A 25,986-nucleotide genomic window follows, 5' to 3' on the forward strand; every position below is an offset into this window, starting at 1 on the left:
CGCCCTCACTTCTTGCTGTCCTCGAGCTGGGCCTTGAGAGCCATCAGCTTGGCGAAGGGCGAGTTCGGATCCGGCTGCTTCTCGCGACGTTCGTGCCCGCCCTCGCGCCGGTTGTCGGGACGCGGTCCGCGACGCTCCTCGCCGCGGCCGGGGCCGCGCGGCGGCCGGTTCTGCGGACGCCCGCCCTCCCCTTGCGCCTCGCGGCGCTCTGGGCGCGGACGACGCTCGCCGGTCTGCTCTCCCTGGTCTGCATGGCGAGGACGCCGATCGCCGCGCTCCTGCCGCTCGCCGCGTTCGTGGTGGCGGCCGCCGCGGGCGTCGCGGCCATGGCGGGCTTGGCTGCCTTCATGATGACGGCGGCCCTGACGCCAGACCTCGATCATCTCGGGCTCGGCGGAAACCTCGACAGGGGTCTCGGCTGCGGGTTCGGCAGGCGCCTCGGCGGGAGCCAGGGCTTGGCCCTCGGGGGACGCCACGGCCCCGGCCGCGCTGGCTTCCACCTCCTGGGCGGAGACGGAGGCCTCGGGAGCCTCCACGGCGACGGCGCCGATCTCCTCGGTGCCGACCGCCGGCTCGGATCCGTCGCCTGGCACGTCCTGCACGGGCGCCGCGGCCTCACCCTCGGAAACGGACTGCGGCTCGGCCGCTTTCGGAGCCTCCACCAGCGGCACCGTGATGGCGGGGCCGGGACGACGCTCCATCACATAGCCGAGGGACTTGAGGATGGTGGCAAAATCCTCGCCGGCGCAGCCGACGAGGGACGTCATGGAGACGGTGGGAACGAAGCTCTCGCCGTCGGCCGCGCCGGCCGGCGGCTCGCCGGGGGTGATCCCGGGCCGGTAGGCAATGGCGGGCCGGATCAGGTCAGCCAAGCGCTCCAGGATGTCGACGCGCACGGCACGTCCGCCGAGAACGCGGAAACCGGCGGCGCGATAGAGTCCATGGACGATCTCCGGATCGACCGGAATCGAGGTACGGCCGGACTGGGCAAGATGGGCGATCTCGTCGATACCCTTCTGGTCGAGGCCGCCGTTCTGCAGGGCCCAGAGCTGGGTCGCCAGGACGCGGGGCGCGGGCTTCAGGAGGGCCGGCAGGTAGAGATGATAGGCGCCGAACCGGACGCCGGCCTTGCGCAGGGCGCCCCGGGCATCCTGGTCGAGGCTGCGCACGTCGTTGAGGACCTTCGCACGCTCCAGCACGCCCAGGGCCTCGCCGATCTGGAACCCGATGCCGCGGGCAAGGCCCGTCAGCTCGGCGCTGCCTTCCAGCTGCAGCAGCGGCCCGAGCAGGCGCACGATATAGGCCTTCAGCCAGGCGCGCAGGCGGGTGTCCACCTTGTCCCGGGCCGGACCCGTGAGATGCTCGTCCGAAAGGATGCGCACTTTGGGCTCGAACAGCTTGTCGCCGGCCTCCAGCTTGGCCACCGGATCGCCCATCCAGCGGATGGTGCCGTCGTTCGACAGCACGAGCATGGCGTCCGGCGTTTCCGCGAACCGATCCGCCCGCGCCTCGATCTCGCCGGCCAGGGCCTTGCTGGCGGCATTGCGCAGGGTTTTGGCCTCCGTGGTGTCGGCCTGGGGATCGGGCACGAAATGAAAGCCGTGCAGGTGACCGATGTGCTGACCCTCGACGTTGACGTCGCCGGTGGTCGTGATTTCCGCTTCGAGCATCGTTTTCTCTCTCAAGCGCCGCATGAGAACGCTCGTCCTCCGGTCGATGAACCGTTGGGCGAGACGTTCATGGAGCGCATCCGATAGCTTGTCCTCTACCTGACGCGCAACATCCTGCCAATGCTCTGGATCCTTCAACCAGTCCGGACGGTTGGCGACGAAGGACCAGGTCCTGACCTGGGCGATGCGGTTGGAGAGGGTGTCGATATCCCCATCGGTCCGGTCCATGGCGGACAGATGGCGGGCAAACCAATCGGCCGGGACGGCTCCATCCTTCATGAGGAAACGATAGAGCTGGCCGACGAGATCCGCATGGGTCTGCGGAGAAACTTTCCGATAATCCGGCACTTGGCAGATCTGCCAGAGCCGCTCCACGGCATATTGGGTGCGAGCCATGGCCTTGATGTCGTCTTCCCGCGCCAGAACCTCGAGGGCCGTCGCGTCCTCGCCCGTGGGTGCCCGCACGAGACCATGCTCCCGCGGCTGGACTCCAAGGGAATCGCGCAGGCGGGCGAGGGACGAGAAATCAAGGTCGGGATTGCGCCATTGCAGGATGCGAACCGGATCGAAGGTATGGTTCTCCAGCGCCTCGACGGTTTCCGCGTCGAAAGGCGGGCACCGGCCGGTGGAGCCGAAGGTACCGTCGCGCATGTAGCGGCCGGCACGGCCGGCGATCTGGGCGAGCTCAGGATTGTTGAGCTTGCGGAACTGGAACCCGTCGAATTTCTTGTCGGACGCGAACGCCACATGGTCCACGTCGAGATTGAGCCCCATGCCAATGGCATCGGTGGCGATCAGGTAATCCACGTCCCCATTCTGGTAAAGCTCGACCTGGGCGTTGCGGGTCCGCGGCGACAGGGCGCCCAGCACCACGGCCGCGCCGCCGCTCTGGCGGCGGATCAGCTCGGCGATGCCGTAGACCTCCTCGGCCGAGAAGGCCACGATGGCCGAGCGGCGGGGTAGGCGCGAAACCTTCTTCTCGCCCGCAAAGGACAGATTCGACAGGCGCGGCCGCGTGACCACATGGACACCGGGAATCAGCGCCTCGATCAGCGGGCGCATGGTGGCCGAGCCGATGAGGAGCGTCTCCTCGCGCCCGCGCTGGTTCAGAAGACGATCGGTGAACACGTGGCCCCGGTCGAGGTCGCTGGCGAGCTGGATCTCGTCCACGGCCACGAAGGCGAGATCGAGGTCCCGCGGCATGGCCTCGACGGTCGAAATCCAATAGCGCGGCCGGTCGGGCTTGATCTTCTCCTCGCCCGTGATCAGGGCAACGTTGTGATGGCCGGCCTTTTCCACCACGCGGTTGTAGACCTCGCGCGCGAGCAGGCGCAGGGGCAGGCCGATCATGCCGCTGTCGTGGCCGAGCATGCGCTCGATGGCCAAGTGGGTCTTGCCGGTATTGGTGGGGCCGAGCACGGCTGTCACGCCGCGCGACCGCGCTTGCGGGGGAAGGGAGCGACGGGACATGCCTGGATGACGGGTAATCGGAAGGGTCCCGGAGTGAGAGCCGAGAGGCTTTAGGGCCGGAGACCGGCACCGGGAGCCTTCTCTACAAAGCAGCCTCGAGCCCAAGCGGCGGGCTGCGGTTAATCCCTTATATGGTGCAAATGGCCGCCTTCGCTACCCGAAGCGGCACGAATACGTAAGGGCTTTCAGGATTTACTGAACGGCCTCGGCCTTGATGGCCTCGTCGGCTTTCTCGGCCTTTCGGGCCGGCGCGGACGACGTGCCGTCCTCCAGCGACCAGAGGGAGGCCTGCATCTCGCCCGTGCCGATCATGGTGCGCACGGATACCTTGAGCGGGAAGAGCAGGCGCGGCCCCTCGACGGGCGCCAGCCACACGGACATATCCTTGTTCTCCTGCATGAACTTGGTGGCCGGGCGCTCGCTCCGGTGGCCGGAGATCGGCACATAGCGGGCATTGCAGACGAGAACGGGCCCGGAATAGCCCGGCACCTCCACGTTCTTCGTTTCCGCATAGGACAGGACCACGTTCATCCGGGAGGCGCCGTCGAAGACCGGGATGGTCCGGTCACAATTGGCGGGATCGGTGAGTTTCTTCGAGGCCAAGGCCGGCATGAGCAATGCGCTCATGGGGTCGACGACGCCCTTCTTGTCGTCGGGTTTCACCGGGACCCGGTCGGGCTTGGGCTCCAGGGGTGGGTCGATTTGGACATCGGCCACCCGGCCGCTCTTTAGCCCCATGCGAACGCTGCGCTGATTGTCGGAGGTCTTCGAGACGACGGCAAACTTCGACGAGCGAGGCGTCTCTCCGGCAAGGCTGCCGGACGCGCTGGCTTCCCCCTTGCCGCCGGTCAGGATCATGGCAAGCCCTGTCAGCTTCGCCCTTCCTTCCATCTCGTATTTCGGCCCGTTGAAGGAGGACGACAGGTCCGCCTTGCCCAACGGCAGGCCGGCCAAGGTGATGTCATAGCTCACCTTCAGGGTTTGAGCCTGCGGGCTCTGGGCTTGCGCGAGCGAGCCCGATCCGGCGAAGGCCAAGGTCACAACAGCTGAAGCGATGAGGCGCATAAGGGGTTTCCGATAGTCTATTCCGTTGCATCGCACGAGATTCGGAATAAATCATGGCCCTGGTGCTTCAAAAAAACGAGATGCGGCGTCGCACTATTCTTGACGTCCTCCCCCTTTTTGGCCTATAGGCTCGCACCTTCCAAGGACTTCTGGTGTCCGGCCGCGCGGGATCTGCGATCAGGCAAACCCGCGAATTCGAGGCCGCGACCCTTACACAGACGAATAGGATTGAACCCATGTCGCGCCGTTGCGAACTGACCGGCAAGGCCGTGCTGAGTGGCCACCTGGTGAGCCACTCGAACCGCAAGACGAAGCGGAAGTTCCTGCCGAACCTCTGCAACGTCACGCTCCAATCTGACACCCTGCAGCGCTCCGTGCGCCTGCGCGTCTCCGCCAATGCGCTTCGCTCGGTCGAGCATCGCGGCGGCCTCGACGCCTTCCTGGCCAAGGCCAAGGCTGAGGAGCTCTCCACCACCGCCCTGGCGGTGAAGCGCGAGATCGAGAAGAAGCTCGCCGCCGCGAGCTGATTTCAGTCCGCCGATCCGATCTGCATGGCGGGCGGCCTCGGTGCCGCCCGTTTTGCGTTGTCTTAAGGCTTGAGCATTCGCCCGAAAGAGGCCGCCTATGACCCGAATCGACCGCCGCGACTTTCTCATTGCCCTGACGGCAATGACCCTGGTCGTCCTCTCGTCGAACATCCTGGTCCAACATCCGTTCCACCATCTGGGCTTGGGCGACTACCTGACCTGGGGCGCCTTCAGCTATCCGTTCTCCTTCCTGGTCACCGATCTGGCGAACCGGCGCTTCGGCACGCAAGGCGCGCGCCGGGTGGTCTATGTCGGCTTCGTCCTGGCCGTGGCGCTGTCCATCGTCCTGGCGACACCGCGCATCGCCATCGCATCGGGCGCGGCCTTCCTGGTGGCCCAGCTCCTCGACATCAGCATCTTCGCCCGCCTGCGCGACCGGGCCTGGTGGATGCCGCCCTTCATCTCCTCGGTGATCTCATCGGGCCTCGATACGGCGATCTTCTTCTCGTTCGCATTCTATTGCGGCGCCGTGCCGGGCCTCGGCCTCACGATCAGCGAGATTCTGGGACAGGCAGGCATCGCGGACGAATGCATCGCCCTGCCCTGGACCAATCTCGCCATCGCCGACTATCTGGTGAAGCTCGCCCTCGCGGCGATTTCGATCGCCCCTTACGGCGCGATCCTGGCCCTCATGCGCCCGAGGCTGCAGCGGACCGCCTGATCGGGCGGATCTCCTCACCCTGTCAGAGCGCATCCTCCACATAAGGAGGATGCGGGATCGCCTGATGCGCCGCCCGCAGGGCCGCCGACCAGCGCTCGCGCAGGTCGCGGAAATAGGGCTCGTCCTCCTGGATCCTGTAGGTGATCCCGGCCTTCAGGGCATCGCGCTTGGCCACCACGATATCGATCGGCAGACCCACGCCCAGATTGGACTTCAGGGTCGAATCCATGGAGATCAGCCCCAGCTTCAGGGCCTCCACGAGGCTGGTGCCGTGGGAAATCGCCCGGTCGAGGATCGGCTTGCCGTATTTGGGTTCGCCGATCTGCAGGAAGGGCGTATCAAGGGTCGCCTCGATGGCATTGCCGGCCGAATAAACCTGATAGAGCCGCATCGCGGTCGACCCGATCTGCCCGCCGAGCAGCATAGTGACGTCGAAGGTCATCTGGCGTTTTTCGATCTCGACCCCGTCCATTTCATAGACTTGGCGGACGGCACGGCCGACGAGCTGGGCCGCCTTGAACATGCTGGGCACGGTCAGGAGCGTCTCGACAGCACCGGTCTCGGGATTTTCGAGCCCCTCGGTCAAAAGCGACAGGACGGATTGGCTGGCCGACAGATTGCCGGCCGTCGCGAGCGTGATCACGCGCTCGCCCGGCTTCTCGAACAGGTGCAGCTTGCGGAAGGTCGCGATGTTGTCGACGCCCGCATTGGTGCGCGTATCGGCGATCATGACGAGGCCATCCCGCACGAGGATGCCGACACAATACGTCATGGGGGTTCCTCCAGGAGCCTTCTGGTCGAGTTGCTGAGGTGTCGAGGCCATACTCACGCCTGTGCTTGACGGGCGCTTTCGATCCTCAAACGAACGTCGAGCGCTTCACGGGTGAGTCCGTAATAGCTGCCTCGAACCGGGGCTGCATCAAGATAATCGAGCCCGATGGCCAATCGGACGTAATGTTCCGTTGCGGAAACGGCATTGGCGGGGTCGAAACTCACCCAGCCGAGATCCGGGATGTAGGCCTCGGCCCAGGCATGCCCCGCCTCCTGCTCGATCTCGCCGGGCTTGTGCAGATAGCCCGACACGTAGCGGGCCGGGATCTTCAGCGACCGCGCGGCGCTCAGGAACACATGGGTGAAATCCTGGCAGACCCCGTGGCCCGCCGCAAAGGCATCCGCTCCCACGGTTGTGGCACTCGTCGCTCCCGTATCGAAGCGCAGGCGCCCGGGGATCGCGTTCAAGAGCGCATGGGCCTGATCCAGCGGACTTGTAAAACGCCCGGCGGTCCTCTCTGCGAATTCACGGATAGCGGTGTCGGGACGGGTCAGGGGTGTTTCCCGAAGATAGAAGATTTCCGGGAAGCGCTCGACCCCTCCCCTGACGAGCCCGGCCGTGTCCGTGGTCTCGATTTCACCGGCCACGTGGAGGGTGATCTGGCTCACGGGCCCCGAGACCGACAAGCTGTGGATGATGTTGCCGTACCAGTCCTCCCGGCGCATCAGCCGGGCGTCACCATCCATGTCGATGTTCCAGGACAGGACCGTCTGGTTGTCCGATCCGCGCGGCGTGAGCCGCAGGAGCTGGATCGCCGACTTGGCGGGCTCGCTGTAGTGGTAGACCGTCTCGTGGGTGATGCGGATGCGCATGGGTCAGCACAGATACTGGTTCGTGATGGCGTGCCCGAGCCGGTTGTTCTCGGCGAGGAAGTCCTGCAGGAACTCGTGCAGCCCATGCTGGAAGATATCCTCAATATTCCGGTTCGTCAGCCGGGCATGAGTCGCCCTCGCCTGGCGCTGCGCGGGGCCGGACGTGCCGTAGCGCTGGGAGAGGTCATCGAGATGACGTGAGAGGGCCGCGTAGCAGGCCGCCAGCGAGCGCGGCATCTCCTCGCGCAGGATCAGGAGATCAGCCACGAGCCAAGGCCTCAGGTTCTGGTGATAGACCCATTGATAGCTCACGAGCGCGGAGACCGAGCGCAGAATGGCGGCCCATTGATAATAGTCGATGCCGCCGCCCACCGCCGCATCCTGCGGCAGAAGCACGTGATACTTCACATCGAGCACCCTGGCGGTGTTATCGGCCCGCTCGATGTAGAGGCCGAGGCGGGAGAACCAATAGGCGTCGTTGCGCAGCATGGTGCGCATGGCGGAGCCGTCGTAGCGGAGCGAGGCCTCCTTCACGAGGTTCAGGAAGCGAGGAAGATCCTCCACCTTGATCTTCCTCGCCTTGTAGCGGCGCAGATCAAGCCAGGCGGAGTTGATCGCCTCCCACATCTCCGAGGTGAGCGCCGAGCGCACGGAGCGGGCATTCTGCCGGGCGGTATCGAAACAGTTCTGGATGCTCGACGGGTTCGCTTCCGAGAAGGCCAGGAACTCGATCACGCTCTCAGGGGTGGATTCCCCATAAACGGCGCGGAACTGATCGACGCCCCCGGCGGTGATGAGGGCGGATTCCCACTCGTTGGTCTCGACGCCGTTATAGGAGATCGGCATCGACGCCATGCGATAGGCGACGTCGAGAATGCGGGCCGTGTTCTCGGCCCGCTCCACATAGCGGGAGAGCCAATAGAGGCTGTCGGCATCACGACTCAGCACGAGAAACGCTCCGGCTCATTCACTCAGCACCCAGGTATCCTTGGTCCCGCCGCCCTGGCTCGAATTGACCACGAGCGACCCTTCCGTCAGCGCCACGCGGGTGAGACCGCCCGGCACGAGCCTGACGCCGTCGCGCCCTGTCAGCACGAAGGGCCGCAGATCCACGTGGCGGGGCGCCAGCCCCTTCTCGGTGAAAACCGGGCTCGTCGACAGGGCCAGCGTCGGCTGGGCGATGTAGTTGTCAGGGTTGGCCAGAATCCGCGCCTTGAAATGCTCGCATGCATCCGCCGTCGCATGAGGGCCCACCAGCATGCCGTAGCCGCCGGAGCCGTTGACCTCCTTCACGACGAGCTCGTGCAGATTGTCGAGCACATAAGCGAGTGAGTCCTGCTCACGGCAACGCCAAGTCGGCACGTTCTTCAAAATCGGCTCCTCGCTCATGTAGAAGCGCACGATGTCTGGCACGTAAGAGTACATGGCCTTGTCGTCGGCGACGCCTGTCCCGGGCGCATTGGCGATGGCGACATTGCCGGCCCGGTAGGCGGCGATCAGCCCCGGAACGCCGAGGGCGGAATCGGGCCGGAAAACCAGCGGGTCGAGGAAATCGTCGTCGATGCGGCTGTAGATCACATCGACGCGCTTGGGCCCCTCGGTCGTGCGCATATAGACCATCTCGTCCCGCACGAAGAGATCCCGCCCCTCGACGAGTTCCACGCCCATCCGGTCGGCCAGGAAGCTGTGCTCGTAATAGGCGGAGTTCAGCGAACCGGGGGTCAGGAGAACGACGGTCGGGTCCCAGGGGCTGCTCGCCGGCGCGACCGACTTGAGGGTGCCCAGAAGCTCGTCGACGTAGTTCTCGATGGGCCGGATGCGCTGCATGCCCACGAGTTCCGGGAAGAGGCGCATCATCACCTCGCGGTTCTCCAGCATATAGGAGACCCCGGAGGGGGTGCGCAGGTTGTCCTCGAGCACGTAGAAATCCTGGTCGTCGACCCGGACGATGTCGATGCCCGCCACCTGCACATAGATGTCGCTGTTCAAGGACAATCCGTGCATCTGCGGGCGGTAATAGGGATTGAGATAGACAAGTTCCGATGGAACGATCCCGGCACGCAGGATGTCCCGCGCGCCATAGATGTCCTTGAGGAACATGTTGAGCGCCTTGACCCGCTGCTCGAGACCGCGCGCGAGGCGGGACCATTCCTGGCCCGACAGAATGCGCGGGATGATGTCGAAGGGGATCAGCCGCTCCTCGGCTTCCGTATTGCCATAGACCGCGAAGGTGATGCCGACCCGGCGGAAGAAGAGTTCCGCCTCCTCGCGGCGGTGTTCCAGCAATTGCGGCGGCGCCGATTTCAGCCAGTCCTGGAGGATGCGGTAGGCATCCCTGCTTTGGCCGTCATGGCCGCTCATTTCGTCGAAGATCGCCTGTGCCGCCACCGGTTCTCCTCAAGCCTCGCGAAGCGGACACCCGGCGCAAAGATTGGCATCGGGCCCGCAGGAAGGAAGCTTAGTTGCCTAAAACCTAGGGCTTCAAGCGAGACGAAGGGATAGAGGCAGGCAGAGATTGACGAGAAAAATGGCAGATGCCCTTCCGGAAGGCAGCGCCGACCAGCGGCTCAGGCAGGAAGCGCGAATTCGAGCAACAGGGTTCTCTGCAGGGAGCTGAAATTGTTGTCGGAGATCAGGGAGAGAACGACATCGCCGCCTTCCCGATGAACGGCCAGCCCCTCCATGTTGTCGACCTGGTGCGAAGCCTCGCTTTCGTAGAGGATCTCGCCGTCCACGCGGGCTCCCGACCGGAACGCGCTTGCCTCGATGCGGCGAAGGCGGCAGCCGAAGCCGCCGAAGAGCGAGAAGCGGCGCTCCAGGATCACGGCGGCGCCATCGGGCAGGAAGGCGAGGTCGGTCACGTCGTAGCCGCCGGAAAGGGCGATCTGGAAGGCGCCCTGCCGCGGGCCCGTCAGGATGAAGCCGCTGCCGCCCTCCGCGATCCCGACGAGCGCCCCATTCAAGGGTGAGCGCTGGGGTGCAACGCCAAGGGCTTCCAGGCCGCCATTGCTGGGCAGATCCCTCAGTTCCTTCGGCACGGGAATGGGAACGCCGCGGATGATGCTCCCTATGCCGGTGCGCTCGAACCGGATGACCGCATGGTTGCGCTCGATGCCCACGAAGGCGGCGTTGCCGGCAAGGGCGAAGCTTTCCGTGTCGTAGTAGCGCGAGCGTCTCAACGGTACGCCGTTGCCCAGGATCAGAGGCGAGAGCACCGGGCCGGACAGGCCAGAGAGCCGTCCGTCGGCCGTTTCGATCCGGGCCTTCAGCACTTGCGCATTGTCGGCAAGGGCAATGATCTCCTGGCCATTGGCCGAGCGCCACAGGCCGGAGAAGCCGCCGAAGGCGGAGACCTGCGAGCGCAGATCGACCCCTGATCGGAACATCAGGGCACCGAAGCGGCTGCGATCCGGATCGGTGGTGGAGAGCCGGCCGATCGGCCGCGCCTCCACGGCGATCGCCGTCGCGCCCCTGAAGGCCTGCGGGCGCTGCGCCAGGGCTACGCCCGTGCAGGCCAGGGTCGCGGCTGCGGCACCGCCTCCGATCAGGAAATTGCGCCGGCTGAGCCTCAAGCGACGGCCCTGCGGCGGGGAGCGCCACGGGCGGGCGGGACGGCATTCTCCTCGAACAGCTCCGCGAGCTTCTCGGTCATGACGCCGCCGAGCTCCTCCGCATCGACGATGGTCACCGCACGGCGGTAATAGCGCGTCACGTCGTGGCCGATGCCGATGGCGATGAGCTCCACGGGAGACCGGGTCTCGATCTCCTCGATGACGAAGCGCAGATGCCGCTCGAGGTAGTTGCCGGGATTGACCGAGAGCGTCGAGTCGTCCACCGGCGCGCCGTCCGAGATCACCATCAGGATGCGCCGCTGCTCGGGGCGCCCGAGCAGGCGCTTGTGCGCCCAGTCGAGGGCCTCGCCGTCGATGTTCTCCTTAAGCAAACCCTCGCGCATCATCAGACCCAAGTTCTTGCGCGCGCGCCGCCAGGGCGCATCCGCCGACTTGTAGATGATGTGGCGAAGATCGTTCAGGCGGCCGGGATTGGCAGGCTTGCCGTTCTGCAGCCACGTCTCGCGCGCCTGCCCGCCCTTCCAGGCGCGGGTGGTGAAGCCGAGGATCTCGACCTTCACGCCGCAGCGCTCGAGGGTGCGGGCGAGGATGTCCGCGCAGGTGGCCGCGACCGTGATGGGGCGCCCGCGCATGGAGCCGGAATTGTCGAGGAGCAGGGTCACAACCGTGTCGCGGAAATTGGTGTCCTGCTCCTGCTTGAAGCTGAGGGGCTGGAACGGATCCATGACGATGCGCGGCAGGCGCGCGGGATCGAGCGTTCCCTCCTCAAGATCGAACTCCCAGGACCGGTTCTGCTGCGCCATGAGGCGGCGCTGCAGGCGGTTCGCCAGGCGTCCCACCACGCCCTGGAGATGGGCAAGCTGCTTGTCGAGATAGGCGCGAAGGCGCGTCAGCTCGTCCGCGTCGCAGAGATCCTCCGCGTGGATGATCTCGTCGTATTTCTGGGTATAGGCCTTGTAGTCGGGGCCGCGTGCCTCGTTGGGGCGCGAGGGCGGCCGCCAGGATTCGCCGGCATCCTCCGAATCCGCCTCCTCGGATTCTTCAGGCAGCTCGCCGGAAGGGCCGTCGGCCTCCTCGGACGCGCCATCCTCCATCTTGTCGCTCGAATCCTCGCTGATCTCCACCTCGGCCCGGTCGCCTTGGGATTCCTGCTCGGATTCGCCCTCGCCCTGCTGCTCCTGCTCCTCGGACTCGTTCTCGTCCTCGTTCTCCTCGTCCTCGGAATCGAGGGCCGCCTCGTCGGCCATGTCGAGGGAGGAGAGCAGGTCGCGGATGGAGCGGGCGAAGCTGCGCTGGTTCTCGATGTTCTTGAGCAGGCCGTCGAGGTCGCGCCCGGCGCGGTCCTCGATGAAGTCGCGCCAGAGATCGACGATCTTGGCGGCCGATTCAGGCGGCTTCGCGCCGGTCAGGCGCTCGCGCACCATGAGGGCGAGCGCGTCTTCCAGCGGGGCATCGGCGCGATCCGTGATCTCCTCGTATTTGCCGCCGCGATGATAGCGGTCCTCCAGCATGGCCGAGATGTTGGAGGAGATGCCGGCCATGCGCCGGGAGCCGATGGATTCCACGCGCGCCTGCTCGACCGCATCGAACACGGCACGCGCCGCCTGCCCCTCGGGAGCCAGCTTCCGGTGAAGGGAGGTGTCGTGGCAGGCGAGGCGAAGCGCCATGGCGTCGGCATTGCCGCGCAGGATCGCCACGTCCTGCGAGGTCAGCCGCCGGGGCGGCTCCGGCAGGCGGGCCTTGTCCTGTCCCATGAGCACCGGGCGGTCGGACGCGAAGGCGACCTCGAGATCCGGCTTGCGGGCGATTGCCTTCATGGTGCCGGCGATGGAACGCTTCAGCGGCTCCGCCGGCGCTTCCTTCTTCTCACCTGGCTTGCGGTTCGAGATGGACATCTTTGCCTGTCGCTTCCGATAAGCCCTCATTCCGAGGAGGCCGAAGGCCGGCTCGAAGAACGAGGGCGCTTCCAGAAATCGCTAGACCCGGCATCCTCCTCCTTCGAGACGCTATGCTCCTCAGGATGAGGGTGCCTGATCGTCGATTAGCTGAGCACCATGTTCACCGCGCTCTCCGGCAGTTCCTTGCCGAAAGAGCGCTGGTAGAACTCGGCCACCAGGGCCCGCTCCAGCTCGTCGCACTTGTTGAGGAAGGTGACGCGGAAGGCAAAGCCCGTATCGCCGAAGATTTCGGCGTTCTCGGCCCAGGTGATCACCGTGCGCGGGCTCATGACGGTCGAGAGATCACCGTTCATGAAGGCCGAGCGGGTGAGATCGGCCACGCGCACCATCTTGTTGACGATGTCCCGCCCGGACGCATCCTCCTGATAGTGCTTCGCCTTGGAGAGGACGATGTCCACCTCCTTGTCGTGCGGCAGGTAGTTGAGCGTGGTGACGATGGACCAGCGGTCCATCTGGCCCTGGTTAATCTGCTGCGTGCCGTGATAGAGGCCCGACGTGTCGCCGAGGCCCACGGTGTTGGCGGTGGCGAAGAGGCGGAAGGCCGGGTGAGGCCGGATCACGCGCTTCTGGTCGAGGAGGGTGAGCTTGCCCGACTGCTCCAGCACGCGCTGGATCACGAACATCACGTCCGGGCGGCCCGCATCGTACTCGTCGAACACGAGCGCCACGTTGTTCTGAAGCGCCCATGGCAGGATGCCGTCCTGGAAGGCAGTGACCTGCTTGCCCTCCTGCAGCACGATGGCGTCCTTGCCGACGAGATCGATGCGGGACACGTGGCTGTCGAGGTTGACGCGCACGCAGGGCCAGTTGAGGCGGGCGGCGACCTGCTCGATATGGGTCGACTTGCCGGTCCCGTGATAGCCGGTGATCATGACGCGGCGGTTGCGCGCGAAGCCCGCCAGGATCGCCAGGGTCGTATCGCGGTCGAAGAGATAGTCGGGATCGAGATCGGGCACATGCCCTTCGGCTTGCGAGAAGGCCGGGACTTCCAGATCCGAGTCGATGCCGAAGACCTGTCGCACGGACACCTTCATGTCCGGCGTAAGGGTCGCTGTCTCGGTATGTGCCGTCATTGGGGCCTCTCGGTCTTTGAAGTGTATCTCGAAAACGTCCTGGGCTTCTTAACTCTCAGGACGGAATGGCGCAATTTCCTAATCGGCTGATCAGCCCTGCCTGAAAGGATACCGCGTCAGCACAGGCCGGCGCTCTTGAGGGCATCGTGCGCCTTGATGATGTCGCGCAGGCGCTCCTCGAAGGAGCGATCGCCCCCGTTGGCATCGGGGTGGAAGCGCTTCACCAGAGCCTTGTACTGGGCCTTGATGGCAGGTCCGTCGGCGGTCTCGTCGAGGCCGAGGACGTCCAGGGCCCGGCGCACCGCTCCCGTATGGCGCGGACGCTTCGGCTCAGGAGCGGCCCGCCGGGTCCGCGCCTGGGTGAAATCCTCGCCCTTGAGGATCCCGAGGGGATCGAAATAGCCCCAGTCCCGCGGCTCCGCCTTGGCGTCCTGCTCCTCGCCCTGGCCCGAGGCGTTCATGCCCATGGTCCAGGTGGGGCGATGGCCAACGATCGAATCCTTTTGGAAGGCCGCCACGGCGGAATCGGACATGCCCGCGAAATAATTGTACGAGGCATTGTACTCGCGCACGTGCTGGAGGCAGAAGCGCCAGTACTGGCCCTCCCGGTCCCGCCCCTTGGGCGCGCGGTATTCTCCCGCCGCCTTGCAGGCAGGATGCTCGCACACGGGTCCCTTGGCCTCCTGCGGCTCGTCGCAGGAAGGCTTGATCCGGATGCGGTCGAAAAGAGGCGAGTTGAGATCCATGATTCAGTGATTATGAGTGGCTTGGGGCCTTGAGCCAAGGCCTGAACGCTTTTCGCCGCAGACCCGTTCAAAAAGGTTTTACAAAACAGCATGACCCTTCAGCACTGGATCACACAGACTTTGCAGGAGAGCCTGCAGCCGACCGAACTGACCGTCATCGACGAATCAGAAAAGCACCACGGCCATGCCGGCTGGCGGGAGGGCGGAGAAACTCATTTCCAGGTTTATATCGTGTCGGAAGCCTTCTCCGGCAAGAGCCGGGTCGAGCGTCACCGCCTCGTCAACGAGACCCTGAAAGGTGCTTTCGACAAAGGCCTGCACGCCCTGGCCATCCAGGCGAAGGCGCCGGGGGAGTGAGCGAAAACCACTTGCGACGTCATCACCGGCCTTGTGCCGGTGATCCCGACCAGGAAAGGCTCAGCGTCTCACAGGATCGGGATGGCCGGGACAAGCCCGGCCATGACGGCGGAGGGTATTATGGCCGGAGCGTCAGCCAAATGGCCGAGCCCTTATGCTTCGTCACTTGATCCGCTCGAGCACGCTCACGTAGTTCGCCACCGCGGCGCCGCCCATGTTGAAGACGCCGCCGAGCACCGGGTTCCTCACCTGGATGCCGCCGGCCTCCTCGCAGAGCTGCATGGCCGAGAGCGCATGCATGGAGACGCCGGTCGCCCCGATGGGATGGCCCTTGGCCTTGAGACCGCCGGAGGGGTTCACCGGCAGCTTGCCGTCCCGGTTCGTCCAGCCTTCCTTGACCGCGGTCGCGCCCTGGCCGCGGGGCGTGAGGCCCATCGCCTCGTATTCGATGAGCTCCGCAATGGTGAAGCAATCGTGGGTCTCGACGAAGGAGAGATCGTCGAGCTGGATGCCGGCCTGGGCGAGCGCCCGGCGCCAGGCTTCCGTGCAGCCCTCGAACTCGACGATGTCGCGCTTCGACATGGGCAGGAAATCCTGCGCATGGGCCGTGGCCCGGAAGGCCACCGCGCGCTTCATCCGAAGGGCCGTTTCCGTATCGGCCAGGACCAGCGCTGCGGCGCCGTCGGACACGAGGGAGCAATCGGTGCGCTTCAGCGGACCTGCCACGTAGGGGTTCTTCTCGCTCTCGGCGCGGCAGAAGTCGAATCCTAAGTCCTTGCGCATCTGTGCATAGGGATTGTCGACGCCGTTCTTGTGGTTCTTGGCGGCGATCATCGCCAGCGCGTCGGACTGGTCGCCGTAGCGCTGGAAATAGGTGCCGGCGATCTTGCCGAACACCCCGGCGAACCCGCCCGGTGTGCCGCCGTCCTCCGGCAGGTAGGAGGCCTTGAGGAGAATGTTGCCGATCTCCGGTCCCGGCGTCGTCGTCATCTGCTCCACGCCGACCACGAGCACGGTCCTGGCGCGGCGCGCCTCGATGGACTTGATCGCCTGGTGCACGGCGGCCGAGCCGGTCGCGCAGGCATTCTCGATCCGGGTCGCCGGCTTGAACCGGAACTTGTCATTGGCCTGCAACACCAGGGAGGCGGTGAAATCCTGGGCCGAGAAGCCGCCGTTGAAATGGCCGAGCACCACCTCGTCCACGTCTTCGACGGCAAGGCCGGCATGCTCCAGCGCCTCGTTGGTGACGCGGACGATCAGGCTCTCGACGGTCTCGGTATCGAGCTTGCCGAAGGGGGTATGGGCCCAGCCGACGATGCAGGCGGTCATGGATGTCTCCTCAGGGATTGTCTTGTTGGGAGACAAGGTGGCCCTCTTTGGGGCTTTCAGCAAGTCGCCCGATCGCATGTCAGATGCGCTCTTCCAACACGGTCTTGAGCTTGGCCCCGCCCTGTCGTTCATCGACGGATGACGCGAATCACGTGAGGAGGATCCCATGCGCCTGTGTGTCTTCTGCGGCTCCAGCAGCGGCCAAGACCCCATTTATCTCGACGCGGCGCGGGCGCTCGGCGAGACCATGGCCGCCCAGGGGATCGATCTGGTCTATGGCGGCGCCTCCGTGGGCCTCATGGGCGCCGTCGCCGACGCCGTCCTTGCACGAGGCGGTCATGTGACCGGCGTGATGCCGCAGGCTCTGGTCGACAAGGAGATCGCCCATGGCGGCCTGAGCGATCTCCGGGTGGTGGGATCGATGCACGAGCGCAAGGCGCTGATGGCCGAACTCGCGGACGGCTTCGTCGCCCTGCCCGGGGGGCTCGGCACTTTCGAGGAGCTGTTCGAGGTCTGGACCTGGGCGCAGCTCGGCTACCATCGCAAGCCCTGCGCGCTCCTGAACGCCGGCGGCTTCTACGACAAGCTGACCGACTTCCTGGACGACGTGGTCGCGCGCGGCTTCGTGAAGCCGATCCATCGCGCGATGCTGATCGTCGAGAACGAGCCGGCCGGTCTGATCGAGGCGGTGCGCGCCTATGAGCCGCCGAAGGTCGACAAATGGATCAAGGCGGGCGAGCGGTGATCGAGATCGTCACGGCCCTGGTTCGCGACGAGCGCGGCCGCGTCCTGGTCGTGCGCAAGCGCGGCACGGAAAGTTTCATGCAGCCCGGCGGCAAGCGCGAGCCCGGCGAGAGCGATCTGGATGCCCTCGCGCGGGAACTTCGCGAGGAACTCGGCTGCAGCATCGTCGCAGGATCCGCAAAGCTCCTCGGCGTCTTCGTGGCACCGGCGGCGAACGAGCCGGGGCAACAGGTGCGGGCGGCGGTCTATGCGGCCCGTCTTGCCGGAGAGGTCATCTGTCGGGCCGAGATCGAGGATCATATCTGGATCGACCCGCGTGAGCCGCGTGACACGCCTCTCGCCCCACTCACGCGGGACACCATCCTGCCGCTCGCGCTGGCGCTCGACGATCGAGGTCAGGCTTTGTAGGCGCCCACGCCTTCGCCGAGATGGGCATTATTCGCCTTGCGGATCTTGGCGGCCTCCTCATCGTAGAGGAAGGGCAGGAACGCGTAGCGGCGGCCCTGCGTGACTCGCGACACGGCGTGGAGCAGCGGGCACGAGAACACCACGGCGCCGCCGGGCGGCGCCTTGTAGCTGCGCGGTCCGTATTCCGGGAAGCTGACCTCGCCGCCCTCGAAATCGCCGTTGAGGTTGATGGAGACCGCAAAGCGGCGATGGGCCGTGCCGCTCGTGGTGTTGTCCCGGTGGGCCCGGAAATGTCCGCCATCTTCGGCCGCGTAGCAGGAGACGATGTAGCGCTCCATGCGGGAGGCCTTGAAGAAATGCACCCGCTCGATCTCCGGATTGATGCGGCGGATGATGCGGTGCTGCACCTGCCGGATCAGGTTCGGATCTTCGATCGTATAGTCCTTGCGACGCTTGTGGTTCGGATCGTGGACGGCAACGGTCTTGCCGTCGACTTCGCGCATGAAGCCCGATTCTTGGCCGCCATTCCGCTCGTAGAGGCCGATCAGGTGCCGGCAGAATTCATGCTCGAACACGTCCGGAATGACGAGCACGGGGGCCGGGATCTCGAAGCCGGCGAACTGGCTCACCGGCGGCAGGGCACGCAGGTGGGCCATGACCTTCCCGCGGTCGCCGCCGTCAGGCTCGAACGGGAAGATGGCGCGCACCCGCAGGGTCGGATTAAGCACCATCCAGAAACGGCGGATCGGGATCTGCGAATGGCCCGGCAGGGTGTTGCGCGGCAGGGCGCCGTAGAGGCGACCGATAGCGCCGTCGAAGTCCCAGAAGTGACGAATGCCGGGGATGATCTGTTTCGCCCGCATTTCCGACTCGTCCGACGGATCGACGCTGACCCCGAAGATCGCGATCTTGTCGTCGTCGAACAGGTCGCGGTGCTCCTCCTGAAACGACGCGAGGGTCGCACGCCCAACCTCGTCCGATCCCGTGCCGTAGAAGCACAGGACGACGTAACGCCCGGCCACCGTGTCGAAGCTGTAGAGCGGATTGCTGGTCGAGTTCTGTTTGAACCAGGGAACCGGATCCCCGACCTGGAGGACGCGATAGGCCGGTTGAACGGTCTCGGAAGCGGCGGAAACGGTCATAGAAACGGGCTCGAACACGTCCAGAATGCTGAAACGTTATCCGTTACCATGTCGCCGGGGAGGCTACAAGCTAACGTTGCGCCAGGAGGAGCAGCCCGACACCGGCGAGGATCAACAGCATGCCGGCGAGTTCCCGCCTGCTCGTCGTCTGTGCCAGGAAGCGATGGGACACCGCCTGCGCCATCAGGACCTCGACGAGGGCGAGGGTGCGCACATTCGCCGCTGTGGTGAGCGCGAAGCCGATGAACCAGAACTGGGACGCCAGGGCTCCCAGGAACCCTGCCCCCAGCGAGGGGCGCCAGGCCCGGAAGCTCGCCATCAGGGCCTGGCGGTCGAAGAGACCGAGCCAGACAAGGAGAATGCCGGTCTGCATTCCTAAGCCCCAGACCAGGGTCGTGGACGCCCGGATCAGAGGTGAGCCCTCTTCAAGCGACAGAATGGCACCGCGGAATCCGATGGCCGCCAGAGCGAAAAATGCCCCCGAGGCGAGGCCGAAGAGAACGGGCTTCAAGCCCGACGAGGCGAGGTTCGTGCCCGGCTTCACCGACATGAGCAGAACCCCCGACGTAGCGACGGCGATGGCGAGCCCCATGGCGGGTGTCAGATGATCCCCCAGCAGCACCAGCCCGAACAGGGCCACCTGCACCGGCTCGGTCTTGGTATAGGCCGTGACCACCGAGAAGGCCCGCTCCCGCATGGCCGCCAGCATGAGGGCCGTGGCCAGGATCTGGGTGACGGCGCCGGTGAGAGCGTAGGCCAAAAAGGTTGCGTTGGGCCCTGGAACAACCTCTCCGGTCCCAAGGTTCATCACGGCCAGGGCCAGGAGCGCGAACGGGAACCCGTAGAGGAAACGGACCTGGGTCGCGCCTACAGTTCCGATGGTCTCGGTCAGGCGCCGCTGGGTGGCGTTGCGGCCGGTCTGGGCGGCCGCTGCGGCCAGAGTCACCGGAATCCAGAGTAGGGATGCTGTCATATCAATCTTCAAACCGCGCCGCTCTTGCCACTCTCTTGCCATGGATTTCGTTAAGAAGGGCGGCACAAACAAGCAAAAATCCACCCAGCCTAGCCAAAGCCAAGGTTTGGGACTAAAAATGGCCCAGCTGACAGGCGGGGCTTGATCGAGATCCTCTCCTAATCGTTGGACGAAGCCAAGGAGTCGTTCCGCATGAACGTTAGCCGAGCCCTCCGCGTGACAGCCTTTGCCCTTGCCGCCCTGATGAGCGGCTCGGCTCTGGCCGCCGGCGGCCCTGCTCTTGTCGTTGAACTCGAATCCGGCCGCGTCCTCCACGCGGAGCGGGCGACCGACCCCTGGTATCCGGCCTCGATCACCAAGCTGATGACGGCCTATGTTGCCCTCGACAAGGTGCGCTCCGGCCAGATGAGCATGGAGACGCTCCTCAACGTCTCCGACAGCGCGGCGGCCCTGCCCCCGTCCAAGATGGGCTTCAAGCCCGGCACGGAGATCCGTCTCGACAACGCCCTCAAGATCATGATGGTGAAGTCGGCCAACGACGTTGCCGCGACCATTGCCGAGAACATCGGCGGCTCGATCGACGGGTTTGCCGAGTTGATGAATGCTCATGCCCAGCGCCTCGGCATGTCGAGCAGCCGCTTCGCCAATCCCCATGGCCTGCCAGACGAGCGCAACCAGACCTCGGCCCGCGACATGGCGGTTCTGGCCCGTGCGCTGCTGCTGGAATTCCCCGAGCACAAGGATCTGTTCGACATCGGCGCGGTTCAGTTCGGCCGGCGCATCATGCGCAACACCAACGGGCTCATCGGCCGCTATCCCGGCGCCGACGGCATGAAGACCGGATTCATCTGCTCGGCCGGCTTCAACGTGGTGGCGAGTGCCACTCGCAACGGTCGCCATCTCATCACGGTTGTGCTCGGTGCTCCCTCGGCCAACGAGCGCACGATCAAGGCCGCCGAGCTGTTCGACCGCGGCTTCAGCAGCAAGGTGAATTTCACCAATCCGGAACTCGCGGCCCTGCCGGCCTCCGCCAACACCACGCCGCCGGACATGCGCCCGGTCATCTGCGACCGCCGCGGACCGATGCCGCAGGAGGAGGATACCCCGGCGGTTGCCGAGACGGACAGCAACATCCCGAACCTGTTCTCCTCCGAAGTGATGGCCTTTGCCGGGGACACGGCTGCGAAGCCGGCGCGCACCGTGCTCGGCCCACGCACCGCAGTTCAGCCGGAGCGTGTGTGGATCGGGCTCAATCCTCCTTCCGAGACCGAGCTTGCCGCTCAGGCTGCGGCGGAAGAGGCTGCCGAGCAAGCCCGCAAGGCGAAGACCAGGAAGGCGACCGCATCCAAGAAGACACCTGCCAAGGAGGCTGATGCCAAGGCGACGGATTCTAAGGCGACGGAATCCAAGGAAGCCGCGGCCAAGACGGCGGACGACAAGAAGGCCGACGGCAAGGAGCCCGTGAAGTCCGCGGCGAAGGGCAAGGAGCAGCCGCGCGCCAGCGTCGCCGTCAAGCCGGTGACCGGCACCTCCAAGCCTGCCGCGAAGACCCCGGCTGACACGAAGGCAAAGGCACCCCAAAAGGCCGATGCCGCCGCAAAGCCCAAATCCGTCGCGAACTAATCGGACAAACACCATCGCTTCGGCAACGCCCGGTCATCGACCGGGCGTTTTGCTTGCTCCCTTGCTTTCACGGGCGATCCGCGCGAACGGTGCAGCGACCCCATCAAAAATGCCGTGATGACCCGCTCTTCCTCTCCCACCAATGGCCTGCTCTTCGCCCTCGCCTCGGCCGGCCTCTACGGCTTCAACATCGTCTATGCGCGCATCGCGTCCTTCGCAGGAGCGAGCGGATCGGCCATCGTGGTCTACCGGGTGCTTCTGATGCTGGTGCTGGTCGGCATCGTCGCCGCCATCATGCGAAGCTCCCTGAAGGCGGCCAGGGAGGAGCGGGGCACATTGCTGCTGCTCGGGATTTCCACCGCTTTCGTGGGCATCTGCTATCTCTCCTCGGTGGCGTTCATCCCGGTCACCGTGGCGGCGGTGGTGTTCTACACCTTTCCGGTTCTGATCGTGCTCGCGAGCCCTTTCGTGGAGGGAACCAGGCTCACGCCCGCTCTCCTCGGCGTGGTGGCGCTTGCCATCCTCGGCGTGGCCCTCGTGGTGGGGCCCGCTTTCGCAGACCTCGACTGGCGCGGCCTAGCCCTGGCTTTCGGGGCGAGCATCGCCACGGCCATCCAGTTCTTTGCGGCAGCACGCTGCCGCAGGACCGGCGTGATGGCCAAGACCTTCTGGATTCATCTGCTCGTCCTGCCGACGGCAGCCCTCATCAGCCTGGCGGCGGGGCAGCTCGCGCCGCCGTCCACCCTGGCTCTCGCCCCCTTCGCGGTGGCCATGACTATCGGCGGCTATATCCTTGGCTTCGTCCTGCAGTTCCTCGCCCTCGGACGCATCACGGCGGTGGCGGCCGGGATCATCTATTGCGCCGAGCCCGTGGTGGCGGCTCTCTCCTCGGCTCTCATCCTGAACGAGACGCTTGCCCCCCTGCAGATCGCCGGCGGGGCTCTTGTGCTGGCGGCCATCGTCGCCAACGTACTGCTGGAACAGCGCCGCCTGAAAGACGCACCCCTGGTGCCGATTGCCGACTGACAGGATGACGATCATGACCCCTCCCGCCCCGATCCCTCTCACCATTCTCACGGGCTTCCTAGGCTCCGGGAAAACCACCCTCCTCAACCGGCTCCTGAAGGACCCGGCGCTGCAGGACACGGTGGTGATCATGAACGAGTTCGGCGAGATCGGGCTCGATCACCTGCTGGTGGAAACCGTCGATGAAGGCATGGTGCTGCTTTCCGCCGGCTGTCTCTGCTGCACCGTGCGCGGCGACCTCATCGCGACCCTCGAGGATCTCCTGCGCAAGCGCGACAACGACCGGATCCTGCCGTTCAGGCGCGTGGTCATCGAGACCACGGGCCTGGCCGATCCGGCGCCGATCCTCCACGCGGTGCTCTACCATCCGTATCTGTCGATGCGCTACGCGGTCGAAGGCGTGGTGACGGTGGTCGATGCGGTCAATGGCCCCGCCACCCTGGACGCCCATCGCGAAGCCGTGAAGCAGGCCGCCGTCGCCGAGCGAATCGTCCTCACCAAGACCGATCTCGTTCAGGACCAGGACACCCTCGCCCGGCTGCGCGATAGATTGCATCAGCTCAATCCGGGCGCGGCTCTCCTGGAAGCTCATGCTCCGGCCGAAACCGTCATCTCGGGCGGCCTGTTCGGTCTCGACGGCAAGATCGCCGACGTGGCCGCATGGCTGAAGACGGAGGCCGTGGAGGAGGCGGAGCACGAGAGTCACGCCCACCAGCACGGGCACCACCATCATGGACACGGTCATCACCACTATCATCACGATGTGAACCGGCACGACGACAAGATCCGCGCCTTCTGCATCACCAGCGATCAGCCGATCCGTCAGGGGACCCTCGACATGTTCCTGGATCTCCTGCGCTCGTCTCAAGGATCGAAGCTTTTACGCGTGAAAGGCCTCGTGGCTCTGGCGGAAGATCCGGAGCATCCCGTCATCATTCACGGCGTCCAGCACGTGATCCATGTTCCCGCCGTGCTGCCGCGCTGGCCGAGCGAGGACCGGCGCAGCCGCATCGTCTTCATCGTGGACGATCTGGAGCGCGAGGCGGTGGAAAAGCTCTGGAACGCCTTTCTGGGCAAGCCCGCCATCGATCAGCCCGACGCGGCGGCTTTGTCGGACAATCCGCTGTCGCTGAGGCGGTGAGAGCAGTTTACCTCTCCCGGTGGGAGAGGGAGTTTACGCCGCCATCTGGGAGCGCTGCGCCCAGCCGGTCATGGAGCGCTCCGCATAAGCCGTGATCGCGTACATGACGACGCCGAGCACCGCGAGCACCAGGAGGGCCGCCCAGACGAGCGGCACCTCGAAGGCGGCGGACGCGCGGGTGAGCAGGTTGCCGATGCCCACGTTGGACGCGTTCTGCTCGCCGATGACGGAACCCACATAGGCCAGCGTGATTGCCACTTTGAGCGAGCCGAAGAAATACGGCATGGCGCGGGGTACGCCGACCTTGAACACGATGTCGCGCTTCGAGGCACCGAGTGCCCGCAGCACGTCCTCCATCTCCGGCTCCACCGTGGAGATGCCCGTGGCGACGTTCACCACGATGGGGAAGAACGAGATCAGGAAGGCCGTCATGACCGGCGGCACCCAGCCGACGCCGAACCAGAACACCAGGATCGGCACCACGGCCACCTTGGGGATCGAGTTGAAGCCTACGAGCAGCGGATAGGAGCCGGCATTGATGAGCCGCGAGGAGCCAAGCACCATGCCGAGCAGCAGGCCGGTTCCGACTGCGAGCCCGAACCCAGCCAGCGTCATCCAGAGCGTGTGCATGGCGTGATAGGCGAGCTGGTTCCGGTATTCCCACACGGCGAGCATAATCGTGGAGGGCGCCGGCAGGATGAAGCTCGAGATTCTCAGGACATGGCAGAGGATCTCCCAGAGCGCGAAGAAGCCGATGGTGAAGATCCAGGGGGCAAGAGCGAGCTGGTTCTTGGTTTTCATGGATTTCTCACGCCGCCTGACGCGCCTGCGCGATGTGGCCGCGCAGTTCATGGACGAGTTCGGAAAATTCCGGCGTATAGGTGATCTCGAGGTCGCGCGGCCGTGGAAACGGCACCTCCCGCTCGGCGACGATCCGGCCCGGCCGTGCGCTCATGCAGAAGATCCTGTCCGCCAGGAAGGCCGCCTCACGCAGATCGTGGGTGACGAGAATGATCGTGACCTTCTGCGCCGCGTGGAGATCCCGCATCACGCACCACAATTCCTCGCGCGTGAAGCTGTCGAGTGCGCCGAAGGGCTCGTCGAGCATCAGCAGCTTCGGCTCATGGATCAGCGCACGGCACAGGGAGGCGCGCTGCTGCATGCCGCCCGAGAGCTGCCAGGGAAACTTGTCGCCCTGCCCTTTCAGGCCGACCTGGGCAAGCAGGCTCTCGGCCTTGGCCACGTACTCCGCCTTGTGACGGCGCAGCCGCGAGCGGTGCGGTTCCACGATCTCGAGCGGCAGGAGGATGTTGTCGAGGGTCGTGCGCCAGGGCAGCATGGTGGGGTTCTGGAAGGCCATGCCGGCCAGCTTGACAGGAGCTCCCACCTGCTTGCCATCGACGATCACCGCTCCCTCGCGGGGAAACTGCAATCCGGTGGCGAGCTTCATGAGGGTGGACTTGCCGCAGCCCGATGGACCGACGATGGCGGCGAACTCGCCCTCGTTCACCTTGAGGCTTAGGTTCCGGACGGCAGGCAAGCCGTCCTCGGCCCGCGCATAGACGTGGGTGACGTCGTGAATGTCGACAAAGGGTTTCATGAAGCCGTGCCGGTGAGCCAAAAGTAAAGCCCGGTTGCCGTGGCGGCCGGGCTCGGGCGATCAGTTCACTTTGCGCTGGTCGGCGGCGGGGAGGAACTCCTCCGTGAACACGGCACCGACCTCGGGCTTGGCCTTGTAGGTGAAAGTCAGGCCGATCTGGTCGAGGGCCTTGGCGAAACGCTCCTTGTCGATGCCGCCGAAAGCGTTCTCCTTGACCCAGGGGGTGATCATGTTTTGCTCCAGCACCATCTTGAGGCGCTCGAGCTCCACGTCCTTCTTGGCCACATCGTTGCGCTTGATCACCGCATCGACCGCGCTCGAGGGATCCTTCACTGTATCCTGCACACCCTTCATGATCGCACGCAGCAGGCCCTTTACAGCTTCCGGCTTCTCTTGGGCGAATTTCTGCGACACGATGATCGTGTTGCCATAGAGATCGACGCCGTAATCGCTCATGAGCATCACGACGATGTCGTCCGCCGGAACGCCGCGGGACTTCAGGTTGATGTAGGAGGACATGGAGAAGCCGAACACCGCGTCGACTTCCCCTTGAGCCAGCATGGGCTCGCGGACCGGGAAGCCCACATTCTCGAACTTCATGGTGGAATCGTCGATCTTGTTGACCGCCTTGAAGATCGGCCATTGCGCATAGGCGCCGTCGGCGGCAGGGGCACCGAACTTCTTGCCCTGCAGGCTCGACACCTCCTTGGTGATGCCGCGGCTCTTGCGCCCGATGAGGGCGAAGGGCGGGCGGTCGTAGATCACCATCACGGCCTTGATGTCGGTGCCCGGGTTCTCGTCGCGGAAGCGCACGAGGGAGTTCACGTCGCCGAAGCCCACGTCATAGGTGCCAGACGCCACGCGCGAGATCGGCTCGCGCGAGCCCGCCGCCGGATCGATCGTCACGTCGAGCCCCTCGGCCTTGAAATAGCCCTTGTCGATCGCCACCGCGAACGGGGCCGCCGGCCCCTCCCAGCGCCAGTCCAGGGAGAACCGCACCGGTGTCTGAGCCTGGGCAGCCGCGGATCCAAGAAGCATGGCTGCGCCTGCCAGCATCCCGTTGATCCACTTCGCCTTCGCCGAACGATCCACAAACATTACCGTCACCTCTGATTTTTATGGTCTGGAGCCTCGTGGCACCCGTTTCGGCCGCCTGCCCGGTTCCTGACCATGCAATCAGATCGGCCCTCCGGGTCA

General features: G+C 65.3%; 24 protein-coding genes. 8 read left to right on the forward strand and 16 right to left on the reverse strand.

All coding sequences use genetic code 11. The features are described from left to right. Nucleotides 1-5: 5 nt before the first annotated feature. Nucleotides 6-3,140, reverse strand: coding sequence for a helicase-related protein (locus VB672_RS05260; protein ID WP_329783128.1), 3,135 nt, complete (start codon nucleotides 3,138-3,140; stop codon nucleotides 6-8). A gap of 192 nt (nucleotides 3,141-3,332) precedes the next feature. Then, nucleotides 3,333-4,205: a DUF3108 domain-containing protein gene (locus tag VB672_RS05265; RefSeq protein WP_329783129.1), complete on the reverse strand. Its 873-nt coding sequence runs from the start codon at nucleotides 4,203-4,205 to the stop codon at nucleotides 3,333-3,335. A gap of 236 nt (nucleotides 4,206-4,441) precedes the next feature. On the opposite strand from VB672_RS05265, the gene rpmB reads away from it, so the two are divergent. Beyond that, nucleotides 4,442-4,732: a 50S ribosomal protein L28 gene (rpmB, locus tag VB672_RS05270; protein ID WP_036354407.1), complete on the forward strand. Its 291-nt coding sequence runs from the start codon at nucleotides 4,442-4,444 to the stop codon at nucleotides 4,730-4,732. Between the two features lie 97 nt (nucleotides 4,733-4,829). Beyond that, nucleotides 4,830-5,453, forward strand: coding sequence for a queuosine precursor transporter (locus VB672_RS05275; RefSeq protein WP_329783130.1), 624 nt, complete (start codon nucleotides 4,830-4,832; stop codon nucleotides 5,451-5,453). Between the two features lie 22 nt (nucleotides 5,454-5,475). Here VB672_RS05275 and VB672_RS05280 read toward each other — a convergent pair whose 3' ends face one another. The 8 genes from VB672_RS05280 to VB672_RS05315 form a co-directional block, all read right to left on the reverse strand. Next, the gene (locus VB672_RS05280; protein WP_329783131.1) at nucleotides 5,476-6,225 is read right to left on the reverse strand and encodes a peptidase; all 750 of its coding nucleotides are present in this window, start codon (nucleotides 6,223-6,225) and stop codon (nucleotides 5,476-5,478) included. Nucleotides 6,226-6,278: 53 nt separating this feature from the next. Further along, entirely contained in the window at nucleotides 6,279-7,097 is an 819-nt protein-coding gene (locus tag VB672_RS05285; protein WP_329783132.1) for a transglutaminase family protein, read from the reverse strand. 3 nt (nucleotides 7,098-7,100) lie between these two features. Continuing rightward, nucleotides 7,101-8,045, reverse strand: a complete 945-nt coding sequence (locus VB672_RS05290) for an alpha-E domain-containing protein (RefSeq protein WP_329783133.1) — start codon at nucleotides 8,043-8,045, stop codon at nucleotides 7,101-7,103. A 15-nt stretch (nucleotides 8,046-8,060) separates the two neighbouring features. Further along, on the reverse strand, nucleotides 8,061-9,458 hold the full coding sequence (locus VB672_RS05295) for a circularly permuted type 2 ATP-grasp protein (protein ID WP_329783339.1): 1,398 nt from the start codon (nucleotides 9,456-9,458) through the stop codon (nucleotides 8,061-8,063). Between the two features lie 206 nt (nucleotides 9,459-9,664). After that, entirely contained in the window at nucleotides 9,665-10,669 is a 1,005-nt protein-coding gene (locus VB672_RS05300; RefSeq protein WP_329783134.1) for an esterase-like activity of phytase family protein, read from the reverse strand. After that, complete coding sequence (gene cobT, locus VB672_RS05305; protein WP_329783135.1) at nucleotides 10,666-12,564, reverse strand: cobaltochelatase subunit CobT; 1,899 nt, start codon at nucleotides 12,562-12,564, stop codon at nucleotides 10,666-10,668. The genes VB672_RS05300 and cobT overlap by 4 nt, the downstream gene beginning before the upstream one ends. Nucleotides 12,565-12,710: 146 nt before the next feature. Then, complete coding sequence (gene cobS, locus VB672_RS05310) at nucleotides 12,711-13,700, reverse strand: cobaltochelatase subunit CobS (RefSeq protein WP_329783136.1); 990 nt, start codon at nucleotides 13,698-13,700, stop codon at nucleotides 12,711-12,713. Nucleotides 13,701-13,816: 116 nt separating this feature from the next. Next, nucleotides 13,817-14,446 carry a J domain-containing protein gene (locus VB672_RS05315; protein ID WP_329783137.1) on the reverse strand — a complete coding sequence of 210 codons (630 nt, stop codon included), beginning with the start codon at nucleotides 14,444-14,446 and terminating at the stop codon, nucleotides 13,817-13,819. A 90-nt stretch (nucleotides 14,447-14,536) separates the two neighbouring features. On the opposite strand from VB672_RS05315, the gene VB672_RS05320 reads away from it, so the two are divergent. After that, nucleotides 14,537-14,803, forward strand: coding sequence for a BolA family protein (locus tag VB672_RS05320; protein WP_329783138.1), 267 nt, complete (start codon nucleotides 14,537-14,539; stop codon nucleotides 14,801-14,803). A gap of 162 nt (nucleotides 14,804-14,965) precedes the next feature. On the opposite strand, the gene VB672_RS05325 is transcribed toward VB672_RS05320, so the two are convergent. After that, nucleotides 14,966-16,132, reverse strand: a complete 1,167-nt coding sequence (locus VB672_RS05325; RefSeq protein WP_329783139.1) for an acetyl-CoA acetyltransferase — start codon at nucleotides 16,130-16,132, stop codon at nucleotides 14,966-14,968. A gap of 166 nt (nucleotides 16,133-16,298) precedes the next feature. Here VB672_RS05325 and VB672_RS05330 point away from each other — a divergent pair, with 166 nt between their 5' ends. Together VB672_RS05330 and VB672_RS05335 are read left to right on the forward strand one after the other, a co-directional pair. Continuing rightward, complete coding sequence (locus tag VB672_RS05330; RefSeq protein WP_329783140.1) at nucleotides 16,299-16,877, forward strand: TIGR00730 family Rossman fold protein; 579 nt, start codon at nucleotides 16,299-16,301, stop codon at nucleotides 16,875-16,877. Further along, entirely contained in the window at nucleotides 16,874-17,284 is a 411-nt protein-coding gene (locus tag VB672_RS05335; protein ID WP_329783141.1) for an NUDIX hydrolase, read from the forward strand. Before VB672_RS05330 ends, VB672_RS05335 begins: the two co-directional genes overlap by 4 nt. Here VB672_RS05335 and VB672_RS05340 read toward each other — a convergent pair. Continuing rightward, nucleotides 17,272-18,426: a 2OG-Fe(II) oxygenase gene (locus tag VB672_RS05340; protein WP_329783142.1), complete on the reverse strand. Its 1,155-nt coding sequence runs from the start codon at nucleotides 18,424-18,426 to the stop codon at nucleotides 17,272-17,274. The genes VB672_RS05335 and VB672_RS05340 overlap by 13 nt on opposite strands. Before the next feature lie 70 nt (nucleotides 18,427-18,496). Then, on the reverse strand, nucleotides 18,497-19,399 hold the full coding sequence (locus VB672_RS05345) for an EamA family transporter (RefSeq protein ID WP_329783143.1): 903 nt from the start codon (nucleotides 19,397-19,399) through the stop codon (nucleotides 18,497-18,499). A 192-nt stretch (nucleotides 19,400-19,591) separates the two neighbouring features. On the opposite strand from VB672_RS05345, the gene VB672_RS05350 reads away from it, so the two are divergent. The 3 genes from VB672_RS05350 (at nucleotide 19,592) to VB672_RS05360 (ending at nucleotide 23,189) form a co-directional block, all read left to right on the forward strand. After that, nucleotides 19,592-21,022 (forward strand): serine hydrolase, encoded by a 1,431-nt coding sequence (locus VB672_RS05350; protein ID WP_329783144.1) that lies wholly within the window; start codon nucleotides 19,592-19,594, stop codon nucleotides 21,020-21,022. 117 nt (nucleotides 21,023-21,139) lie between these two features. After that, a complete protein-coding gene (locus VB672_RS05355; RefSeq protein WP_329783145.1) occupies nucleotides 21,140-22,048 on the forward strand; it encodes a DMT family transporter in 909 nt (302 codons plus the stop codon). A gap of 4 nt (nucleotides 22,049-22,052) precedes the next feature. Continuing rightward, nucleotides 22,053-23,189, forward strand: a complete 1,137-nt coding sequence (locus VB672_RS05360) for a CobW family GTP-binding protein (RefSeq protein ID WP_329783146.1) — start codon at nucleotides 22,053-22,055, stop codon at nucleotides 23,187-23,189. Nucleotides 23,190-23,222: 33 nt separating this feature from the next. On the opposite strand, the gene VB672_RS05365 is transcribed toward VB672_RS05360, so the two are convergent. Genes VB672_RS05365 through VB672_RS05375 form a run of 3 tightly spaced genes read right to left on the reverse strand, consistent with a single transcriptional unit; the run spans nucleotide 23,223 to nucleotide 25,887 of the window. Further along, on the reverse strand, nucleotides 23,223-23,990 hold the full coding sequence (locus VB672_RS05365; RefSeq protein WP_329783147.1) for an ABC transporter permease: 768 nt from the start codon (nucleotides 23,988-23,990) through the stop codon (nucleotides 23,223-23,225). A 7-nt stretch (nucleotides 23,991-23,997) separates the two neighbouring features. Further along, a complete protein-coding gene (locus VB672_RS05370) occupies nucleotides 23,998-24,789 on the reverse strand; it encodes an ABC transporter ATP-binding protein (RefSeq protein ID WP_329783148.1) in 792 nt (263 codons plus the stop codon). A 60-nt stretch (nucleotides 24,790-24,849) separates the two neighbouring features. Further along, nucleotides 24,850-25,887, reverse strand: coding sequence for an ABC transporter substrate-binding protein (locus tag VB672_RS05375; protein WP_329783149.1), 1,038 nt, complete (start codon nucleotides 25,885-25,887; stop codon nucleotides 24,850-24,852). Nucleotides 25,888-25,986: the final 99 nt, after the last annotated feature.

This window comes from Microvirga sp. CF3016 (assembly GCF_036314085.1).
In the GTDB taxonomy this organism is placed as follows: Bacteria; Pseudomonadota; Alphaproteobacteria; order Rhizobiales; family Beijerinckiaceae; genus Microvirga.